The sequence below is a fragment of the Mesorhizobium sp. M0028 genome, assembly GCF_040323855.1.
Taxonomy (GTDB): domain Bacteria; phylum Pseudomonadota; class Alphaproteobacteria; order Rhizobiales; family Rhizobiaceae; genus Mesorhizobium.
This window is the reverse complement of the sequence record NZ_JAMYVG010000024.1, coordinates 18244-38772: the sequence shown is the minus strand read 5'-3', so window position 1 is coordinate 38772 and position 20529 is coordinate 18244. Positions and strand designations below refer to the sequence as shown.

Genomic DNA, 20529 nt, shown 5'->3' with positions numbered 1-20529 from the left:
GGTCACTGGGCGGTGTAGCCGCCATCGACCAGAAGCAGGGACCCGGTGATGAAGCTGGACGCCGGCGAGGCAAGAAAGGCGATGGCCTCGGCAACTTCCTGCGGCTGGCCGATCCGGCCGATCGGATGCGCATCGCCGAAGCTGCGCAGCATCTCCCGGCCATTCTCCACCACGCCTTCCATGATGTCGGTTTCGATCACGCCAGGGGCAACGGCGTTGCAGCGAATGCCCATGCGCCCGTATTCGATCGCTATCACCTTGGTCAGCTGTGCGACTGCCGCCTTGGAGGATGCATAGGCCGCCTGCGTCTCGAAGGCCGCGACGGCCGAGATCGACGAGACATTGACGATCGCGCCACCACCGCCGGCGGCCATCAACTCCACCGCAGCCCGGGCGGTGACAAAACTGCCGCGCGCATTGATCTGCAGGATGCGGTCATAGTCGTCGACCGAGGTCTCCGTCAGACGTTTGTTGAGCGTGCGACCGGCATTGTTCACGACGATGTCCAGTCGTCCGAAGCGCTTCGCCGCGAGTTCGACCGAGCGTCTGGCCAGAGCCTCGTCAGCGACATCACCGACCAGGGTTGCCACATCCTCGGCTTCCAATTCACGTACAGTGTCGCTGAGATCGCTTGCCACGATCCGGGCACCCCTGGCACGCAGCAGCTCCGCCGTGCAGCGGCCGATGCCGCGTGCCGCGCCCGTCACGAGGGCGACTTTTCCATCCAGGTTCCAGGAGGAAGGCAGTGATGTCATGGGTTATCTCCTTGGTCATCCGGCATCGGCTTGATCGGGAGGATCAAGCCTTTCTTGCCATTGCGACAGAGATAGAGCCATGGCATTGTCGCGATAACCCGCCCGCTGGTAACCTCGATGGTAAGTTTAGCTAACCAATGGACATCGATCTCAATGCAATTGCCGTCTTCGTCACAGTGGCCGAGGAACGCAATTTCCGCGCTGCGGCAGACCGGCTGGGCGTGACGCGCTCGGCGGTCAGCCAGAGCGTCCTCAGGCTTGAACAGCGCCTTGGCATCGCATTGCTGCAGCGCACGACACGCAGCGTAAATCTGACCGAGGCGGGCGAGCGCCTGCTGGCGAGCGTCGCACCGGCGATCGCCGACGTGAACGCGGCAATCGAAGCCACCACGGAGTTTCTGGACCGCCCACGCGGCCGGCTGCGGATCGCGGTTTCGTCGATCGCGGAGACGTTTCTGTCAGGGCCGTTGCTGGCGTCCTTTGCAGAAAGATTTCCCGAGGTGCATCTGGATATCGTGGTCACCGACGAGGAATTCGACATCGTTGCCGAAGGTTATGATGCGGGCGTGAGGCTCGGCGAAGTGATCGAGCAGGACATGATTGCCGTGCCGGTATCGGGCGATCAGCGACAGATGGCCGTCTGCGCCCCGCGCTATCTCGAAAAGTTCGGAGCACCCGCCCATCCGCGCGAGCTTGTGGCTCATCGTTGTATCGGCTGGCGGCCGGCGCCGGGAGTTTCGCCCTATCGGTGGGAGTTTGGCGAGGACGGGCGCGAGTTCGACGTGGCGGTTGCGCCCGAGATCACCACTAACGACATGTGGCTGATGATCCGGCTGGCCGTTGCAGGCGCCGGAATCACGTTCGGCATGGCGGACACATTCCGCCCCTGGATCGACCGCGGCGAGCTTGTGCGAATCCTCGACGACTATTTTCCGCCGTTTGCGGGCTTCTATCTTTTTTTTCCCAGCCGACGGAATATCGCGCCGAAGCTGAGAGCCCTTGTGGATCACCTGCGCGGTGCGCGTCAGGCGGGATCGCAGGTGACCGCGCCAGGGTCGTAGAGATCGCTTGGCGCTATTGGTCAGAAACCTGGCTGAAAGCTGAATGGTACCGTTGGCTGGGATCGAACCAGCGACCTCCGGATCCACAATCCGGCGCTCTAACCATCTGAGCTACAACGGCACGCTTGCCCGAGCGATATCCAGACGGAACGTTCATTCTCCGGGACCCGCTCTGTCGTTCGGCGATGCGTCCATACGGGCTATCGGAGTTTAATTCAAGGCTTTTGGCAAAGCAAAAGATCGCTCCGGCATAGCGTCATTTTTCGCCGGACAAAGAAAAGGCCGGCGGGAGGAGGTGCCGGCCTTTTCCTGTTACGAGCCAGCGGGAGGAGGTGCTGGCTGGTTATCCCGGTGAGCAGAGGGAGGAGGTTCCACCCGCCGGGTATTCGCTTAAACCACTATATCGCACATCTATTTGTCTGACGAAATGCGACCTTTTGATGCATCGTCAAACTGTGTGCAAATATTAGGCGATCTTAATTTCTTTCACGGCCTTCTCGAAGGCGGTCTTGATCGGCTTAGATACGTCCTCGGCCGCCTTGGCAGCAACCGCCTGGAAGTCCTTGGCCTGCTCAACGGTCATTTCGACGCGCTTGCGCAGGAACGCAGTCTGCAGCTCGACGACTTCCGACAGCGACTTGGCGCCAATCAGGGCTTCGAAATGCGAGAAGCCGGCCTCGGCATTGGCGCGCAGGGCGGCGATGGTCTTGAGCGACAGGTCGCTGGAAACGGTCTTGGCGGTCTCGTAGGTCGACTCCAGAGCCTTCTGGGTCTCCTCGGCGCCGGTCTTCAGCTTGGCATAGGCCTCTTTCGACTGCTCGACGCCCTTTTCGGCGAAGGCGCGGATCTGATCGGTGGCCTTGGAAGCGTCGAAGCTTGGGAATTCAACGTTTTCGATCGTGTCGGCGGTCTTGGTCCTGGACATTTTCCATCCTTTTCAGCGGCAGCGGCTTTGACAGAAAGCCGTCTCGTTCATCTATCGTGGCAATATAAAGGCAAATTTTGTGCATTGCAACATGTTTGTTGCATCGCACCATTGATTATTTGTTTCGCGACGTTAACCACGCGCCTAGAGATTCCGCTGGTTGCACGCTATGACTTGTGGACCTTCGCGCCGTCGGCTTTTATTAACAAAGCGTTAACCGCAAATTGCCCGCTCTGTGAGGGTCGCCAAGCGCATGCCGGCTGAAAACTACTCCTTCCTCGATGTTGCCGTGCTCGACGCGGTCCGCCTGCGGTTCGCCGCCGGCGACGCGATCGCCATTCTGTCGGCAGATCTCGAGCAGGTGATATGGGCCAACGGCCCCGGCGCAGCGGTATTCGGCTATCCGGACATCGGAGCCATCATCGGCGCTTCGGCAGGATTGCCGCTGATCGCCAGGCGCCAGATCATGGCAACCAGCGGTTTTCCGCGGATCGGCCGCGACCGTGCCATCACGGTCCGCCTGGCTACCGGGCTGACCAGCCGCGCGGTTGGTTTCCTGGCCAGCGCGGTGACCATGCCCGATGGCGAGGAAGCAATCATGCTGGCGTTGCCGGCGGCGCAGACCGGCTCGCGCAGCGCGGCCGAGATCGCCGATCGCGCCATCAGCGGCTTTACCGAAGACGGCCACTACATCGCCTTTGTCGATGCCAAGGGCAATATCGACGCCGCGTCGGACGGCTTTTCGTCGCTCGGCATCCGGCCTGAGACGCTGGCCGCGCTTGTCGCCGACGTGGCGAACGACAGCGACCGCATCGTCAAGCGCCTGGTTCCGGGCGGATCCAGCTCCTATCCGGCAGGCCTTGCCCGTCTGACAGACGAGCGGCACCTGCTGGTGGTGATCGACGAGGACCGGCTTGACGGCGGGGCCCCTGTTGGCGAGCGCGCCGTCGCGGGACCCGGCAGCGAGGCAGCAGCGGCGCCGAGCGGTCTTCCCCAACCAACGGACCAGGACAACGAGCAGCCAATCGCCGAGCCGCCAATCACCACCACCGGCGCGGCGGAGATCGACCTTGCGGCGATCGAAGGCAGCTCCGCATCGGCGGAGCACGAGCCTGCCGACACAGCCAAGCAGGTTTCGGGGGCCGACAATCAGCACACGGCTGGCGAAACGCCGACGCAGCATGACCATTGGTACTTCAATGCGGGCGACGACACGCAGGTCCCGCCCGGGGCAGGTGTGCCCGGCGAAGTCGAGACACCAGCCAGCCCCGCCGCTTCGCCGGCCGGTCTGGACGCCCCGCAGGAAAGCGCCACACAAGCGATCAAAGCCGCTTCCCCGCCCCAGGGCCGCGGCCGCGTGATCGATCGTACGGCCGCGCCCATGCGTTTCGTCTGGCGTACCGACGCAGAGGGCCGGTTCAGTGCCCTGTCGCCGGAATTTGCCGAACTCGTCGGCAAGCCCGCCGCCGACGTGATCGGCCGCCGCTTCGGCGACGTTTCGGCCGCCTACGGCCTCGATGCTTCAGGCGAGATCGCCGGCCTGCTCGAACGGCGCGACACCTGGTCCGGCCGCTCCGTGCTGTGGCCGGTCGCCGGCACCGATCTGAAGATACCCGTCGATCTGGCGGCACTCCCGGTCTACAGCCGCAGCCGCGTTTTCGAAGGTTTTCGCGGTTTCGGCGTCGCCCGCGGCGGCGATGCGGTGGTCGATCCGGACGCGGCCGGCATGGCCCTTGCCGCCGAGGAGGAACCTGCCGCGAGCGTCAGGCCGGAAGCCGTTGAACCTATCCCCGAGACACCGAAAGCCGCCGATCCGTTCCGAGGCGAAGTGCCGGCACTGACCATCGTGCCAAAGCCCGAGCGGCGCTTTGCCGACAAGGTGATCCGGCTGGCCGAGCACCGGCAGCCGGCCAACGACAAGGGCCTGTCGACGCTGGAACGCAGCGCGTTTCGCGAGATTGGCGAGCGTCTCAAGAAGGACAGCACCCCGGCCGAAAAGCCGGTAGACGAACAGCCCAGCGTCGGAAAGCCGAAGCCGGCTGCGGAGACCGCGACCAAAGTCGACGCAGCCGGCAAGACCGGCGAGCCAAAGCTGAAAAAAGCCGGTCCGACGGACAAGGGTGAAATGCCGGCGCCAGGTCCGGAAAGCGAGGCGGCCGAACCGCCCGAGGCCGATGCCGAGGACCAGAAGGACCTCGCCCGGCTCGACGGCGAGCAGCGCGACGAGACGGCAGAAGAGACGCAAGCCGGCGAACCCGTCGCACGCCCTGCCTCCGGGTCGCTGCTCGACTATGCCGACCGCGAACCCAGCGACGAAGCCCAGGAAGGCATCGAGCCCAGCACGAACCGTCGAACGATCGGCGCCGAAGCGCCGCGGGATGGCGAAGACGACGACAGCATGACAGCGGAGGATTTCCGCGACGCCGAGGACAGCGAAGATTGGTCCGATGACAGCGAAGCCGCAGCCGGCAATGCCGGCTCGGCGCCGCCCATCGGGCGGCCGCAGGCACCACCGCTCAAACTAAACGGCTTCGTGCCGTCGGCGTTTGCCGGAGAGGGCAACAAGGGTCCGGACACCTCGATCCTCGGCAAGCTGCCAGTGCCGGTGCTTATCCATTCCGGCGACCAGCTGCACTACGCGAACGAGGAATTCCTCGGCCTGACCGGCTATGCGACGCTCAATGCCTTGGACGAGGCCGGCGGGCTCGGCGCGCTGTTTGCCGACCCTTATGCCGACGACGGCAGTTCCGACGGCAGCGACCGCGCTCTACGGCTGAAGACGCGCGACGGTCAGGAGTTTCCGATCGACGCGATTTTACGCTCCGTCCCCTGGGGAAACGGCAAGGCGCTGATGCTGGTCGTACGCCGTTCCGGCGACGAAGCAGTAGCCATTCCACATGGCGCCGCCGACGACCAAACGCAGCCGGATGTTTCCGAGCTCAAGGCACGCATTGCCGAAATGCGCACCATCATCGACACCGCCACCGACGGCGTCGTGCTGATCGGCCGTAACGGAACGATCCGTTCAATTAGCCGTCCGGCGGAAGCGCTGTTCGGCTTCGACAGCGACGAGGTGACCGGCAAACCGTTCATCTCGCTGTTTGCGATCGAAAGCCAGCGCGCGGCGCGTGACTATCTCGAGGGGCTGTCGGAGCCCGGCGTTGCAAGCGTGATGAACGATGGCCGCGAGGTGATCGGACGCGAGGCGCAGGGGCGCTTCATCCCACTGTTCATGACCATCGGCAGACTGCCCAACGACAGCGGCTTCTGCGCGGTGGTGCGCGACATTACCCAGTGGAAGCGCGCCGAAGAGGACCTGACCCAGGCGCGCGCGGTCGCCGAACGCGCCTCGTCGCAGAAGACGGATTTCCTGGCCCGCATCAGCCACGAGATCCGCACGCCGCTCAACGCCATCATCGGCTTTTCCGAGCTGATGGTGGACGAGAAATTCGGGCCGGTGGCCAATGACCGCTATCGCGACTATCTGCGCGACATCAACCGTTCGGGCAACCACGTGCTCGATCTGGTCAACGACCTGCTCGACATTTCGAAAATCGAGGCCGGTCAGCAGGAGATGGCTTATGAGGCGGTGTCGCTCAACGACACGCTGGCCGAGACCGTGGCGATGATGCAGCCGCAAGCCAACCGGGAACGCGTCATCATCCGCTCCAGCTTCGCCTCGCGACTGCCGGAAGTGGTGGCCGATCTGCGCAGCGTGCGGCAGATCGCGCTCAACATCTTGTCGAACGCCGTCCGCTACACGCAGGCCGGCGGCCAGGTGATCGTGTCGACGGCCTATGAGCTCTCCGGCGACGTCGTCATGCGCGTGCGCGATACCGGCATCGGCATGAGCCAGTCCGAGATCGAGCAGGCGCTGAAGCCGTTCAAGCAGATCAACGCGCTGAAGCGCGGCCGCGGCGACGGCACCGGTCTCGGGCTGCCGCTGACGAAGGCGATGGTCGAAGCGAACCGTGCCCGGTTCACCATCAACTCGACGCCCGGCGAGGGAACCCTGGTCGAAGTCGCCTTCCCCTCGACCCGCGTGCTGGCCGGTTAGGTCTATGGCTGCGCAAAGAAAAAAGGCGTCCAATGGGACGCCTTGAATGATAGAATTGCTGTCACAACGGGGGCTTGAGCGAATCAGATCCTCTGGGGGCTAAGAGGAACGGGATTTCTCCCTCAAGTTACGCACGACTATCGATGCCGGGCCTTAACAAATCCTTACCGGCACGCCGGAAAATTTACCAATGTGTACCACTCATGAAATCTAGGTAAATTCCGCGGAGACATTTCGTTAACCATGACCCCGGTTCCCAGCCCGGGCTCCATGCTCAGTCGGCAAGCTGCGGCAGGTTGCGGAACAGCTCGAGCGCTTCGGGATTGGCGAGCGCTTCCTTGTTCTTGATGGCGCGGCCATGCACCATGTCGCGGACCGCGAGCTCGGTAATCTTGCCCGATTTGGTGCGCGGTATATCGCCGACGGCGACGATCTTGGCCGGCACGTGGCGCGGGCTCGCCCCGGTGCGGATTTTCGCGCGGATGCGTTTTTCCAGCTCGGCATCGAGTTCGACGCCGGCCGCCACCCGTACGAACAGCACGACACGCACGTCATTGTCGAAATCCTGGCCGATGCATAGCGCTTCGAGGATTTCCGGCATCTGCTCGACCTGATTGTAGATCTCCGCCGTGCCGATCCTAACACCGCCCGGATTGAGCGTGGCGTCGGAACGGCCATGGATGATCAGCCCGCCATGGGCGGTCCATTCGGCGAAATCGCCGTGGCACCAGACATTGTCGAAGCGCTCGAAATAGGCGGCCTCGTATTTCTTGCCGTCAGGGTCGTTCCAGAAGCCGATCGGCATTGCCGGAAACGGCTTGGTGCAGACGAGCTCCCCCTTCTCCTTGCGAAGCGGACGGCCATCATCGTCCCAGACGTCGACGGCAAGGCCGAGGCCGGGTCCCTGGATCTCGCCGGGCCATACCGGTTCGATCGGCACGCCGAGCACGAAGCAGGAGACGATATCGGTGCCGCCGGAGATCGAGGCGAGATGCACGTCCTTCTTGATGCCTTCATAGACGAAACGGAAATCTTCCGGCGACAGCGGCGAGCCGGTCGAGGAGATGGTGCGCACACTGGAAAGATCATGCGTGTGGATCGGCTTGAGGCCGGCCTTGCGCACGGAATCGATGAATTTGGCCGAGGTGCCGAAATAGGTCATCTTCTCGGCATCGGCGAAGTCGAACAGCGCATTGCCGTCCGGGTAGAAAGGCGAGCCGTCATAGAGCAGCAAGGTGGCGCCCGACGCCAGGCCCGACACCAGCCAGTTCCACATCATCCAGCCGCAGGTGGTGAAATAGAAGAAGCGATCGCCGTCGAGCAGGCCGGCATGCAGCCGCTCTTCCTTGACGTGCTGGATCAGCGTTCCGCCGGCTGAATGGACGATGCATTTGGGGATGCCGGTCGTGCCTGACGAAAACAGGATGTAGAGCGGATGCGAAAACGGCAGCCTTTCGTAACTGACAGGCCTGGCGGCAAAGGGTGACAGCGCCTCCTCCAGCGCAGCCGCCTTGCCGATGGTTGCCGCGACGTCGGTCGACGTGCCGAGATAATCGACGATCAGGACTTTGCGCACGGTGGCGAGCTTCGCCACCACAGCCGCGATCTTGTCGGCGACTTCGATCGCCTTGCCATTGTACCAGTAGCCGTCCGGCGCGATGAAGACGACAGGCTCGATCTGGCCGAACCGGTCGAGAACACCCTGCTCGCCGAAATCTGGGGAGCAGGACGACCAGACGGCGCCGATCGAGGCGGCAGCCAGCATCGCCGCAACGGTCTCCGGCATGTTCGGCATCATCGCGGCGATGCGGTCGCCCTTCTTCACCTTGAGCGACAGGAAGAGCTGTTGCAGGCGCGAGGTCAGCGCATGCAGCTCGTTCCAGGACAGCCGCCGCTCGACCTTGTCCTCGCCGCGAAAGACGACTGCGTCGCCAAGCCCGGTTTTCTTCAGAAGATTCTCGGCGAAGTTCAGCTTCGCGTCAGGGAAGAAGGTCGCGCCGGGCATCTTGTCGCCATCGACCAGCACGCGTTCGCCCTTGTCGCCGACGATGCCGCAAAAGTCCCAGACCAGGCTCCAGAAGGTCTCGCGGTCATCGATCGACCAGCGATGCAGGTCGGCATAGGAGGAGAAAGCCTTGCCGGCCCTGCTCGCCGCGGCGTTCATGAAGGCGGTCATCGGCGCTGCGTCGATCTGCTCTTGCGTCGGCATCCAGAGCGGTGCGTCGTCGGCCATCATTGTTCCTCCGCAGGCTGCATCGCTTATGCATATCGCGATGCAGCAGAGCAAGATTTTGTTGGACCGCGCCGGTCAGGGTGTGCGCAAATGCCATCGCCGGGCCATAAAGACTTGAAATGCGTCAGCCGTCGGTTACACCCGTCGGGCGATTTTGTCGGAATGGAAGCATACGGGGCGATATGCCATCACCTTTGATCCGACGCGGAATATGGGCGATCGGCGCAGCCGTCACCGTCGTCGCGCTGGTCGTTGCAGCCTTGCCGTTGATCGCCTCGACCCGTATCGTGCGTGACCGCATCGCGTGGGAAATGAGCGCCTGGAGCGGTTTCAGGGTCACCATCGACGGCGCGCCGCGCATCGAGGTCTGGCCGAATTTCCGGGCGATCCTGAGCGACGTGACGCTGTCGCAATGGACAGAGACGGATGCACCGCCTGTGATCGAGGCCGAACGGGTCGAGGTCGACCTCTCGGCCATGGCGGCGCTGCGTGGCGACGTGGTGTTTTCGACGGCGCGGCTGGTGCGACCGACGATCAGGGTTCAGCGTACCGCGAGCGGGTTTTTCCTGCCTGCGATTCCGAGCGGCGGGCGCATTACGCGTTCGATCGATGCTGCCCGCGCGGTGATCAACACAAATCCCGCCAAGCCGGATCTCGGCAAGCTGCCGGCAGATCCGTTCGGCACAGTCGAGTTCAGGGATGGCCGCGTGGTCGCCGCCATCGGCGGCAAGGACCAGGAGATATTGAGCAGCCTGAGCGGCCAGGCGAATTGGGCCGCGATGAACAGCAATGCGACGCTGTCGGCGACCGGGATATGGCGCGGCGAAAGCGTTTCCGTCGACGCCGCATCGCCGAACCCGCTTGTGCTGTTTGGCGGCGGCGCAGCACCGGTCACGCTTTCCTTCAAGGCGGCGCCGGCCAGCTTTTCCTTCGACGGGCTGGCCAGCATGTCGGAGAACGGCTATTTCGACGGCCAGGCAAAATTTGCCGCACCTTCGCTGCGACGCGTGCTCGAATGGTCGCAGGCCGGCATCGCGCCCGGTGCGGCAATCGGCTCGATCTCGGTTTCAAGCAAGATCACGGCGACGGCCGGGCGCATCAAATTCGAAAATACGGCCCTGACCCTCGACAACAACCCCGGAATGGGCGCGCTGGACTTCACCTACGGCGAGGCACTGCCGGTGATCTCCGGCACACTTGCCTTCGATACGCTCGACCTCAGATCGTTTCTCTCCGCCTTTACCCCCGTACCATCCGCCGGCGCCGCCGGCCCGGGCGAGATCGACACAAGCTTCGCCGACCGGATCAATCTCGATCTCAGGCTGTCCGCCGCGCATGCCACGGCAGGTGCAATCCAGCTTGCCGACGTCGCCGCCACCGCCCAGGTCAAGAACGGCCTCGCCGTCTTCGACATCTCCGATGCATCCGCCTTTGGCGGCAACGTCCAAAGCAGCGTCCGTTTCGACCGCAAGCCCGCCGGCACGGAAGTCGAGATCCGGCTGCTTGCTTCCGACATCGACGGCGGCGCTTTCGGCACCGCGGCCGGGATGACGCGGCTGGTGCCGATCGGCACCGGAACCGTTTCGGTCATCCTCAAGGGGCCGGGCAGAACCTGGGACTCCATTTTCGAAAACGCCAATGGCTCGCTGTCCGCGACCTTCGGCGCGGGTGCGCTGAGCCGGCTTAACCTGCCGGCGTTCCTCAAGCACACCGAACAGGGTGGATTCTTTGCGCTTGACGACGTCTCGGACGGAACGCTGCCGATCGACGGGGCCGAGCTCAAGGCGAGCGTTTCGAACGGCGTGGCGCGCATCGACAAGGCCGAGGTGAATTCCGCGCAATACAAGATCTGGCTTTCCGGCATCGCATCCTATGCCGGACGCGGGCTGGCGCTGTCCGGCGGCATCGTCCAGCCGAGCCCGGCTGCCACGCAGACGAACGGCCAAGCGCCCAAGCAGTCGTCGTTCTTCGTCGGCGGCACCTGGAGCACGCCGTTCATCTCGCCGATAAGTCGCGGTGTTTCAGGCGAGTAAGCAGCAGGAACTCAACCTCGCTGCGCCGCCTGCCCGTCGCGCTGGCGCTGCACCTCGCGGCGTTTGTTTGCGAGCGAAGCGATGATCACGCCAACTGCGACGATCGCGATCAGAATGGTGCACGCCGCGTTGATTTCCGGCGTCACGCCAAGGCGGACCTGGCTGTAGATCTTCATCGGCAGCGTCGTGGCGCCGGGCCCCGAGGTGAAGCTGGCAATAACCAGGTCGTCGAGCGAGAGCGTGAAGGCCAGCATCCAGCCAGAGACGATCGCCGGCATGATGACCGGCAGCGTGATCCGGAAGAAGGTCCTTACCGGCGGCGCACCGAGATCCATCGCGGCTTCTTCCAGCGAACGATCGAACGTGATCAGGCGCGATTGGACCACCACAGCGACGAAGCACATGGTCAGCGTGGTGTGGGCAAGCGTCACCGTGAGAAAGCCGCGGTCGAAGCCGACAGCGACGAAGAGCAGCAATAGCGACAGGCCGGTGATGACTTCCGGCATGACCAGCGGCGCAAACACCATGCCGGAAAACAGCAGCCGGCCGCGAAAGCGCGTGTAGCGCGTCAGGGTGAGCGCCGCCAGAGTGCCGAGCACGGTCGCCACGGTGGCCGAGATGACGCCGACGCGCGCCGTCACCCAGGTGGCGTCCATCAGACCCTGATTGTGGAACAGCGACACGTACCATTTCGTCGAGAAGCCGCCCCAGACGGTGACCAGCTTCGACTCGTTGAAAGAGAACACGACGAGCAGGACGATCGGCAGGTAGAGAAAGGCAAAGCCGAGCACGATCGAAACGATGTTGAAGCGGCTCCAGGTAGCGTTCATAGGTCCTGCTCCTGGGCACGCGCCTGGGCTCGCTGGAAGAGCATGATCGGCACGATCAGCAGCAGCAGCAAGATGACGGCAACGGCAGACGACACCGGCCAGTCGCGGTTGCCGAAGAATTCGCTCCACAGCGTCCTGCCGATCATCAGTGTCTGCGAGCCGCCGAGCAGATCGGGGATGACGAACTCGCCGACGGCGGGAATGAACACCAGCAGGCAGCCGGCGATGACGCCGGGCAGCGACAGCGGGAAGGTGATCTTCCAGAAGGCGCTGGTCGGCGGGCAGCCGAGATCCTTGGCGGCCTCGATCAGCGAATTGTCCATCTTCTCCAATGCCGAATAGAGCGGCAGGACCATGAACGGCAGATAGGAGTAGACGATGCCAATGAAGATCGCCGTGTAGGTGTTGAGGATGATCAGCCGATGGCTGATGATGCCAGTGGCGAGCAGCAACTCGTTGAGCAGGCCCTCGGGCTTGAGAATGCCGATCCAGGCGTAGACACGGATCAGGAACGAGGTCCAGAACGGCAGGATCACCAGCATCAGCAAGGTCGGGCGGATCGTCGCCGGAGCGCGTGCCATGCCATAGGCGATGGGATAGCCGATCACCAACGTCAGGACCGTCGAGATGGCGGCGACGATGACGCTCGTCACATAGGCGTTGAAGTAGAGCGCGTCCTGCGTCAGCCAGATGTAGTTGTCAAAATTGAGCGCGCCAAACCACGCGACAACCCCGGAAACGCCGTCGCGGAAATCGAGCACCGGCGTGTAGGGCGGCATGGCTATCGCGGTCTGCGACAGCGAAATCTTAAAGACGATGATAAAGGGGACGAGAAAGAAGAACAGCAGCCAAAGGTAGGGGATGATGATGACGAGACGGCTAAGCAAAGCCGCTCCCAGCCTGGCCAAGGCGGATTTGCCGGCAGCGCTTGCCGAGGAGCTTGTTGCGGCAGTGACAGCGGACATGATCAGTCCCTACCGTGTCAGCACGACGCCGGCGTCGGGTCGGAAGGAAACCCAGGCGCGGTCGTTCCAGGTCAGCGGATCCTCGGTGATGCGTGCCGCGTTCATGGTACTCGCCCGCACCACCTGACCGTCATCCAGCCTGACGTGATAGATGGTCATGTCACCGAGATAGGCGATGTCGTAGACCTCGCCCTCGATGGCGTTGACGGCACCAGCCGGTTTCGTGGAGGAAACCTTGATCTTCTCCGGCCTGATAGCAAAGGTAACGGACGTTCCGGCGGCGGCACGGCCGGCATTTTCGGTGCGGATGGTGATGCCGTTGCCGGCGTCGATGCTTGCGCTGCCGGCCTCGCCAGCCGCGATCTTGCCGTCGAACATATTCACATTGCCGACGAAGCCGGCGACGAAGCGGGAACCCGGCGCCTCGTAGACCTCGGCCGGCGTCGCCACCTGCATCACCTCGCCCTTGTCGATGATGGCGATGCGGTCGGCCATCGTCATCGCCTCTTCCTGGTCATGGGTGACGACGACGAAGGTGAGGCCAAGGTTCTGCTGCAGGTCCATCAGCTCGAACTGCGTTTCCTCGCGCAGCTTCTTGTCCAGCGCGCCAAGCGGCTCATCGAGCAGCAGGACTTTCGGCCGCTTGGCCACCGAGCGGGCCAGTGCGACACGCTGGCGCTGGCCGCCCGACAATTGGTGCGGCTTGCGTTTGGCGAACTGCTCGAGCTTGACCAGCTTCAGCATGTCGGCGACGCGCTTGTCGATATCGGCCTTGGCCATGCCTTCCTGCTTGAGGCCGAACGCGATGTTGTTCTCGACCGTCATGTGCGGAAACAAGGCGTAGGACTGGAACATCATGTTGACCGGCCGCCGATATGGCGGGATGCCGCGCAGATCCTGGCCATCGAGCAGGATACGGCCGGCGGTCGGTTCCTCAAAGCCGGCAAGCATCCTGAGCAGCGTCGATTTCCCGCAGCCCGAGGCCCCGAGCAGGGCAAAGAATTCGCGTTCGAAGATGGTCAGCGACAGATTGTTGACGGCAGTGAAGTCGCCGAACTTCTTGGTGACGTTGTCGAACTGGATGTATGGCTTGGCATTCGGATCGTTCCATGGCGCGAAATCCCTGCGGATGCTGCCAAGCGATTTCATGTCCCACTCCGTGCCTGATTCTGCCCCTGAAAAACGACCCCGGCAGTCAGCCACCGGGGTCGCGTCAGATCACTATTGTCCCGTGATGACCTTGGTCCACGATCTGGTGACGAGACGTTGCGTCTTGGGGTCATATGGACCGACAGTGAACAGCTTGGCCAGCGTCGAGTCATCCGGATAAATGCCCGGGTCATCAAGGATCTCCTTGCTGACGAGCGGCTGAGAGGCCTTGTTGCCATTGGCGTAGAAGACAAAGTTGGTGGATTTGGCAATAACTTCTGGTCTCATCATGTAGTTCAGAAATTCGTGTGCCTCGGCGACATGCGGTGCATCGGCCGGGATCGCCATTTCGTCGAACCACATTTCCGCACCTTCCTTTGGAATCGTGTAGGCGATGTCGACCCCCTTTTTCGCTTCCGCCGCACGGTCGCGGGCCTGGAAGAGATCCCCCGAAAATCCGACAGCCACGCAGATGTCGCCATTGGCGAGCGCGTTGATGTATTCCGACGAATGGAATTTGCGGATAGAAGGCCGGATGCTCAGCATGAGTTCTGTGGCCTTGGCAAGGTCGTCAGGAGAGGTCGAGTCAGGCTTGAGGCCAAGATAGTTCAGCACAGTCGGAAAAATGTCTGTAGGCGAATCCAGGAAGTACACGCCACAATTGGCGAGCTTGGCGATATTCTCCGGCTTCAGGACCGCATCCCAGCTGTCGATCTTGTCGACGCCGAGGGCTTCCTTCACTTTCTCGGTGTTGTAGCCAATGCCTGTGGTCCCCCACATGTAGTTGACCGAGTATTCGTTGCCGGGGTCGAACTTCGCAACCCGCTCCATCACCACGTTCCACATATTGGAAAGGTTGGGCAGCTTCGACTTGTCCAGCTTCTGATATACCCCGGCCTGGATTTGACGGGCCAGGAAAGGGCTTGCCGTCGGCACCACGACATCGTAGCCGCTACCACCGGCAAGCAGCTTGGTTTCGAGAATTTCGTTGGAATCATAGGTGTCGTAGACGACCTTGATGCCGGTTTCCTTGGTGAAGTCGTCGATGATCGAACTGTCGATATAGTCCGACCAGTTGAAGACATTGACGACACGGTCCTCGGCATGCGCGCCCAAGGTAAAAACTGCCAGAAACGCCGAAGTCGCCGAAAGCCAGAGCGCTTTGCGGGTCATGCTATTCTCCTTTGATGAGTGTTCCGTCCGTCGCCAGCTCGTCGCGGCGTGCGCCCGGCTGGGCATTTGCTTCAGGGTATTGAGCTTGCAGGCAGGCGACAAGCGCGAATTGCCGGCGCCATTATGGTTCGGCGACGAGGCGACAGTGAAGACTTGGCGTGGCGCTGGTGGTGTTGCGGCGCCGTCAGAAGCTTTCGCTACGGCGCGCGCAGGGAGACGACGATGTTGTCCGGCCTCGATGCAGCCGGCATGGAGACTTGGCAAGATACGCCTGTCTTGTTGTTGCCGTGATCGCAGCCTGCCCGCGCGGCTGCGACATTGTCAATGGTCCATCTCGCTTTGGCGCGCGCGCTGCATCAATTAGGCGAAGGCACACCGGTGACGCCCGCCCGCTGCGGCCGCGTCTGGCGCTTGAATTCGAGCCCGATATGGACGAGGAGCGCCGTGATGACGACCGCACCGCCGACGATGGTGCGCGCCGACGGCACCTCGGAATGAATGAGCCAAACCCAGATCGGGCCTAGGATCGGCTCGAACGTGCCGAGTAGCGCCGCCACGGCGGCCGGAACAAGCCGGGCGCCGGTGGCGAAGAAGGCGAGGCCGAGCCCCAGATTGACCACGCCGAAGGCAAAAAGGAAGCCCATATCGTGGCTGGAAACGCCCAGTGCCGACGCCTGCGATGCCGCGAAGGCGGCCGCCAGCATCGTCCCGAGGCACGTCGCCGGAGTCATGCGCACATGGGCAAAGCGGCGCGTGATGACGGTTGCGATCGAGAACATAACGGCAATGAGCAGCGCCAGCCCATCGCCGATCGGCGATACGGCGCCATCGAGCGATTCCGAGACCATGACGGCGACGCCAGCAATGACGGCGGCGATCGCCAGCCAGGTCGCCACGGCCACCCGCTCGCGAAACAGCGCCCAGGCAAACAACGCCGCCAGAAGCGGCACACCGGCCTGCATCAACAGGATGTTGGCGACGGTGGTATATGCAAGCGCCACGACGAAAGAGGTCGACGCCGTGGCGAAACAAAACGCCACCGCAAGGCCGGCCAGGCCCATGCCGCGAAACAGCTTCAGCGTGCCACGCCAGCCGTCGCGCCAGACCATGAAGCAGAGCAGGAAGGCGGCGGCCCAGACCGAGCGCCAGAACACCACCGTCCAGCTGTCGCCGGCATCGATGAAACGGGCAATGGTACCGCCGAGGCTCCACATCAGCGCCGACAGGAACACCAGCAGGAAACCGATACGCTCCTCATTTCGCGGAGGCGAAACGGCGATCTGCGGTGATGATATGTCGGTCATGATTACGACTGTCGGCGGTTTCGAGGCGGCACGATGCAAAGCGGACGACAGAAACGTGCCTTAATCGCGTAACGCAAAGACGGGGATGGGGAGTGATCCAGCATCGTGTTCCATTTGGCGCACCGACAGGTGCACAGAGATGCCCGATCATCGACAGACGCCCCATGCTCGACGTACGGTGCAAATGTATAGGGCGCCCCCATGGATGAGCCATTCTACAAAACGGCGGCGATTGGCTATGACGAGTTGTTCGCCCGTGCGACGAACTCGTTTATCCCGTCCTTGCTGAAGGCAGCACGGATTGCGCCTGGCCATCGCGTGCTCGACGTCGCAACGGGCACCGGAGCGGCAGCGCAAGCCGCTGCCATCATTGTAGGCCCTTCCGGCGCCGTGATTGGCGGCGACATCTCGCCGGCCATGCTCGAATCCGCCAAACGCAATTTGAAAGACCAGCCAATCACCCTCGCTACGTTCGACGCTCACGCGCTTCCTTATGAGGACCGTCGGTTCGACACAGTGACCTGTCAGCTTGGGCTCATGTTCTTCTCGGACCAGCTTGGAGCGCTTTCGGAATTTCGCCGGGTTCTGCGCCCCAACGGCTGGACTGCAGTTAGCGTGACAACGACGCCAGAGCGTTCGTTGTTCGCCAGAATAGGTGCGGTAATCGCCCGCTATGCCCCTGAGAAAGCTGAAAAGCTAAATCGCTTCTTTTCCATCCCCGACGCGACGTGCTTGCATGATTTGCTCTATCGCGCCGGGTTTCGAAAGATTGACGTCCAGCTCGAAACGCGGCCCATCAAGTTCTCGTCCTTCGACGACTATTTCAGCGGCATTGCCAAGGGCGCAACATTGAGCGGTCAGGAGTATGTCCAACTGCCTCCGGATATGAAGCACATCGTGCGCGAGGAGGTCTGGCGCGGGCTAGCGTCGCCGAGCCCTGGAGAGCCGCTGACGATTGAAATGGACGTTCTGATAGGCAGCGGTAGCCGATAGAATGCGCCCGCGGCACGATCCCCGGCAACTCTGATTTGCCGTCACTGAAAATCGAACGCCGACAGTCCCGTCACCATTTCGTCGAGGCCGAGCGGGCGTGTCACCGGTGGCTCGGCGCGGGCGAGGCAGCCGATGCGTTCACACAGCCGGCAGGCAGCGCCGACCGGCGTAGCCGACACAGCGGCGTTCTGTCCGGCCTTGCCGATGGCGGCCGGCCCCGGCAACGCTGCTCCATAGACGATCTCATCGCGAAAACCGATGTCGCAGCCGAGCAGCAGCGCGGTGCGGCGCGGTCGCTCGGCAAACGAGCCCTGCGGGCCTTCGAGCGTGCGGGCGATGCAGAGGAACGCCGCACCATCTGGCATTTCCAGGGCCTCGACCAGGATCTGGCCGGGTTGGCCGAAGGTGGTATGGACCGGCAGCTTCGGACAGCCGCCGCCGAAGCGGCTTTGCGGAAAGCCGTGGCTGCCCGCCTTGCGGAAGCGATTGCCGGCACTGTCGACCTCGAGCATGAAGAATGGCACGCCCGACGCACCCGGCCGCTGCAGCGTGGTCAGCCGGTTCGCCGCTTGCTCGAAGGAAACGCCGAAGCGCGACCGCAACATGTCGATGTCATAGCGGGCGCGGACCGCAGCGGCGTGAAAAGGCTGATAGGGCATCATCAGCGCGTGCGCGGCATAGCGGCCGAGTTCGAAACGGGCGAGCCGGCGGGCTTCGTCTGTGGTCAGCTTCAGCGCCTGGATTTCGGCAGCGACAGCAACGCTCATGCGGATCAGGCAGGCCTCCATCGCCACCTCGCGCAACTGATCGAATGGCGACAGGCGCTCGGACAGGAACAGGCGCTGCGAGTGACGGTCATAGCGACGGCGCCAGTTGGGCATGGTGGCGACCGGCAGTACCTTGACGACGACGCCGAATTCACGCCGCAGCCAAGCCTTCAACGCACTGAACAGATCGTCGCCGGGATCGAGCACCGACGTGAATGCCTCGGCTTCCTCTTCGAGCGCGGTAAAATGGTTCGGCCGGCGTTCGAAAATCTCATGCACCTCGTCGATCGGCAGCCGGGCGCCGGAGAGTGCGGTGGCTTTGCCCTCACGCGCGAGCAGCTCGTTGAGATCGGATAGCCGCGCGGCCTGCTCGCGATAGGCGCGAAACAGCTTTATCACAGCGGCGGAAGCGTTGGGCGCCGCCTCGGCAAGCTCGATGAGTTCCTGGTCGCCTGGCAGTTCGCCGGCCAGCAACGGATCTGAAAACACTTCCTTCAAATCGGCGACCGAACCCCTCGCCTCGCCCTGCAATTCATGTGGGTCGACCTTGTAGACGGACGCCAGTCTCAGGATCAGTTGCACCGTCAACGGCCGTTGGTTGCGCTCGATGAGATTGAGATAGGACGGCGAGATGCCGAGCCCTTCGGCCATCGCCGTCTGGGTCAGGCCCTTGGCGTTGCGGATGCGACGAATGCGCGGCCCGGCAAAGATTTTATGGTCGGCCAATCGACTGTCCTTGACAAAAATTTACATCCGCTGATGGCATGGCAGCGTTTACAATCATGACAAATTTACAGCTCTCATCAGTCAAATACAACACAGGTTTTCTCTTATTTCATGGCCAATTTCGGAGTTTGTCTCGCTTGCCTAGTGCCGACATGTAAATGATGTCACGCACACGGCGCACATATTCCTTCTGTACGGCGTTTCCGAAACCGGCATTAAAGCCAGCCTGGAGTGACCAATGACCGATTTTTACAACCTTGTCCCGTCGGCGCCCCAAGGGCGCTTCGATGGCATCGAACGGCCGTATTCGCCAGAGGACGTGAGACGGCTGCGCGGCTCGGTGCAGATTCGGCAGAGCCTCGCCGAAATGGGGGCAAACCGGCTGTGGCAGCTCATCCATGAAGAGGATTTCGTCAACGCGCTCGGTGCCATGTCGGGCAACCAGGCAATGCAGCAGGTGCGGGCCGGGCTGAAAGCGATCTATCTGTCGGGATGGCAGGTCGCCGCCGATGCCAACACCGCTTCCGCCATGTACCCGGACCAGTCGCTTTATCCCGCAAATGCGGCGCCCGAACTGGTCAAGCGCATAAACCGCACCTTGCAGCGCGCCGACCAGATCGAGACTTCCGAAGGCAAGGGGCTGTCGGTCGACACCTGGTTCGCGCCGATCGTCGCCGATGCCGAAGCCGGCTTCGGCGGGCCGCTCAACGCCTTCGAGATCATGAAGGCATTCATCGAGGCGGGTGCGGCCGGCGTCCATTACGAGGACCAGCTGGCTTCGGAGAAGAAATGCGGCCACCTCGGCGGCAAGGTGCTGATCCCGACCGCTGCACACATCCGCAACCTCAACGCTGCGCGGCTTGCCGCCGACGTCATGGGCACGCCGACGCTGGTCGTGGCCCGCACCGATGCGGAAGCGGCACAGCTCTTGACCTCCGACATCGATGAGCGCGACCAGCCCTTCGTCGATTATGGCGCCGGCCGCACCGCGGAGGGCTTCTATCGTGTCAGCAATGGCATCGAGCCCTGCATCGCCCGCGCCGTCGCCTACGCGCCCTATGCGGACCTGATCTGGTGCGAGACTTCCAAGCCCGATCTGGCGCAGGCCAGGACGTTTGCCGAGGGTGTGCGCAAGCACCATCCCGGCAAGCTGCTTGCCTATAATTGCTCGCCGTCTTTCAACTGGAAGAAGAATCTCGACGACGCGACGATTGCGAAGTTCCAGAAGGAACTCGGCGCCATGGGTTACAAGTTCCAGTTCATTACGCTGGCCGGTTTCCACCAGCTCAACTTCGGCATGTTCGAGCTCGCCCGCGGCTACAAGGAGCGGCAGATGGCTGCCTATTCGGAACTGCAGCAGGCGGAATTCGCCGCGGAAGCCAATGGCTACACTGCCACCAAGCACCAACGCGAGGTCGGCACCGGCTATTTCGACGCCGTCTCGATGGCGATCACCGGTGGCCAGTCTTCGACAACGGCCATGCATGGATCGACCGAGCACGCCCAATTCAGGCCGGCAGCGGAATAGCGGAATAGCAGACAAACAGAGGGAACGCCC

General features: G+C 62.7%; 14 protein-coding genes and 1 tRNA gene. 5 read left to right on the top strand and 10 right to left on the bottom strand.

Annotated elements, in window-relative coordinates:
- Positions 1–2 precede the first annotated feature (2 nt).
- The gene (locus NKJ93_RS28850) at positions 3–755 is read right to left on the bottom strand and encodes an SDR family NAD(P)-dependent oxidoreductase (protein WP_352592555.1); all 753 of its coding nucleotides are present in this window, start codon (positions 753–755) and stop codon (positions 3–5) included.
- 137 nt (positions 756–892) lie between these two features.
- On the opposite strand from NKJ93_RS28850, the gene NKJ93_RS28845 reads away from it, so the two are divergent.
- The gene (locus NKJ93_RS28845; RefSeq protein WP_352493842.1) at positions 893–1816 is read left to right on the top strand and encodes a LysR family transcriptional regulator; all 924 of its coding nucleotides are present in this window, start codon (positions 893–895) and stop codon (positions 1814–1816) included.
- A 44-nt stretch (positions 1817–1860) separates the two neighbouring features.
- Here the strand turns inward: NKJ93_RS28845 and NKJ93_RS28840 are convergent.
- Together NKJ93_RS28840 and NKJ93_RS28835 are read right to left on the bottom strand one after the other, a co-directional pair.
- Positions 1861–1937 (bottom strand) — tRNA-His (locus tag NKJ93_RS28840).
- Positions 1938–2282: 345 nt separating this feature from the next.
- The gene (locus NKJ93_RS28835) at positions 2283–2741 is read right to left on the bottom strand and encodes a phasin (protein WP_352482378.1); all 459 of its coding nucleotides are present in this window, start codon (positions 2739–2741) and stop codon (positions 2283–2285) included.
- A 253-nt stretch (positions 2742–2994) separates the two neighbouring features.
- Between NKJ93_RS28835 and NKJ93_RS28830 the strand changes: the two genes are divergently transcribed.
- The gene (locus NKJ93_RS28830; protein ID WP_352592552.1) at positions 2995–6798 is read left to right on the top strand and encodes a PAS domain S-box protein; all 3804 of its coding nucleotides are present in this window, start codon (positions 2995–2997) and stop codon (positions 6796–6798) included.
- A gap of 274 nt (positions 6799–7072) precedes the next feature.
- Here NKJ93_RS28830 and NKJ93_RS28825 read toward each other — a convergent pair whose 3' ends face one another.
- Entirely contained in the window at positions 7073–9031 is a 1959-nt protein-coding gene (locus tag NKJ93_RS28825) for an acetoacetate--CoA ligase (protein ID WP_352493839.1), read from the bottom strand.
- Positions 9032–9213: 182 nt separating this feature from the next.
- On the opposite strand from NKJ93_RS28825, the gene NKJ93_RS28820 reads away from it, so the two are divergent.
- Positions 9214–11064 (top strand): AsmA family protein, encoded by a 1851-nt coding sequence (locus NKJ93_RS28820; protein ID WP_352547846.1) that lies wholly within the window; start codon positions 9214–9216, stop codon positions 11062–11064.
- Between the two features lie 11 nt (positions 11065–11075).
- Here the strand turns inward: NKJ93_RS28820 and NKJ93_RS28815 are convergent, their stop codons facing one another.
- The 5 genes from NKJ93_RS28815 to NKJ93_RS28795 form a co-directional block, all read right to left on the bottom strand.
- Entirely contained in the window at positions 11076–11894 is an 819-nt protein-coding gene (locus tag NKJ93_RS28815) for an ABC transporter permease (protein WP_352592549.1), read from the bottom strand.
- On the bottom strand, positions 11891–12859 hold the full coding sequence (locus NKJ93_RS28810; protein ID WP_352547847.1) for an ABC transporter permease subunit: 969 nt from the start codon (positions 12857–12859) through the stop codon (positions 11891–11893). Before NKJ93_RS28810 ends, NKJ93_RS28815 begins: the two co-directional genes overlap by 4 nt.
- A gap of 9 nt (positions 12860–12868) precedes the next feature.
- The gene (locus NKJ93_RS28805) at positions 12869–14008 is read right to left on the bottom strand and encodes an ABC transporter ATP-binding protein (protein WP_023719395.1); all 1140 of its coding nucleotides are present in this window, start codon (positions 14006–14008) and stop codon (positions 12869–12871) included.
- 72 nt (positions 14009–14080) lie between these two features.
- Positions 14081–15181 (bottom strand): polyamine ABC transporter substrate-binding protein, encoded by a 1101-nt coding sequence (locus NKJ93_RS28800; protein ID WP_023719396.1) that lies wholly within the window; start codon positions 15179–15181, stop codon positions 14081–14083.
- A 356-nt stretch (positions 15182–15537) separates the two neighbouring features.
- Complete coding sequence (locus NKJ93_RS28795; protein WP_352482382.1) at positions 15538–16485, bottom strand: DMT family transporter; 948 nt, start codon at positions 16483–16485, stop codon at positions 15538–15540.
- 201 nt (positions 16486–16686) lie between these two features.
- On the opposite strand from NKJ93_RS28795, the gene NKJ93_RS28790 reads away from it, so the two are divergent.
- Entirely contained in the window at positions 16687–17478 is a 792-nt protein-coding gene (locus NKJ93_RS28790; RefSeq protein ID WP_352592546.1) for a class I SAM-dependent methyltransferase, read from the top strand.
- A 41-nt stretch (positions 17479–17519) separates the two neighbouring features.
- On the opposite strand, the gene NKJ93_RS28785 is transcribed toward NKJ93_RS28790, so the two are convergent.
- Positions 17520–18971, bottom strand: coding sequence for a helix-turn-helix domain-containing protein (locus NKJ93_RS28785; RefSeq protein WP_352592543.1), 1452 nt, complete (start codon positions 18969–18971; stop codon positions 17520–17522).
- Between the two features lie 238 nt (positions 18972–19209).
- Here NKJ93_RS28785 and aceA point away from each other — a divergent pair, with 238 nt between their 5' ends.
- The gene (gene aceA, locus NKJ93_RS28780; RefSeq protein WP_023719401.1) at positions 19210–20499 is read left to right on the top strand and encodes an isocitrate lyase; all 1290 of its coding nucleotides are present in this window, start codon (positions 19210–19212) and stop codon (positions 20497–20499) included.
- Positions 20500–20529 lie beyond the last annotated feature (30 nt).